Annotated in this window: 2 rRNA genes; both read left to right on the top strand. The window is 44.8% G+C overall.

Annotated features, from left to right (window positions below):
- Positions 1-81 (top strand): 16S ribosomal RNA (locus tag ACN6NF_RS25625); the annotation flags it as partial.
- 353 nt (positions 82-434) lie between these two features.
- Positions 435-558 (top strand): 23S ribosomal RNA (locus ACN6NF_RS25630); the annotation flags it as partial.

Below are 558 nucleotides of genomic sequence, written 5' to 3' on the forward strand. Positions count from 1 at the left end.
CCGCCGAAGGTGGGGTAGATGATTGGGGTGAAGTCGTAACAAGGTAGCCGTATCGGAAGGTGCGGCTGGATCACCTCCTTTCTATGGAGAATCGTTTCCTGCGATGGAAACATTCAAATCAGCAGGTACACGTACCTGCGACCGGATATTCGATTTGGTTCATCACATAGGTGTGAATGAAATGAATATCCCTAAACTACTCACTCGTTGCTCAGTTTTGAGAGTTCAAACTCTCACATATGATTTCCAAGATATACTTGTATTCAAGTATTGAGGAATTTGATATGATGTTCTTCCGGGGTTGAAGCCGGAGATTATTGCACCTTGAAAACTGGATACCGAAACGAAATTGCGTTTTAGAATATTCCTTTAAGCTGATCTTGTGTAAACAAGTGAAATAAAGGTAGCGAATCGTATTTACATTGTAAATACTAGGTTAAGCTACAAAGAGCACACGGAGGATGCCTAGGCGCCAGGAGCCGACGAAGGACGTGGCGAACAACGATAAGGCTTCGGGGAGCTGTAAGCAAGCTTTGATCCGGGGATGTCCGAATGGGG

This window comes from Paenibacillus sp. TSM33 (assembly GCF_056099025.1).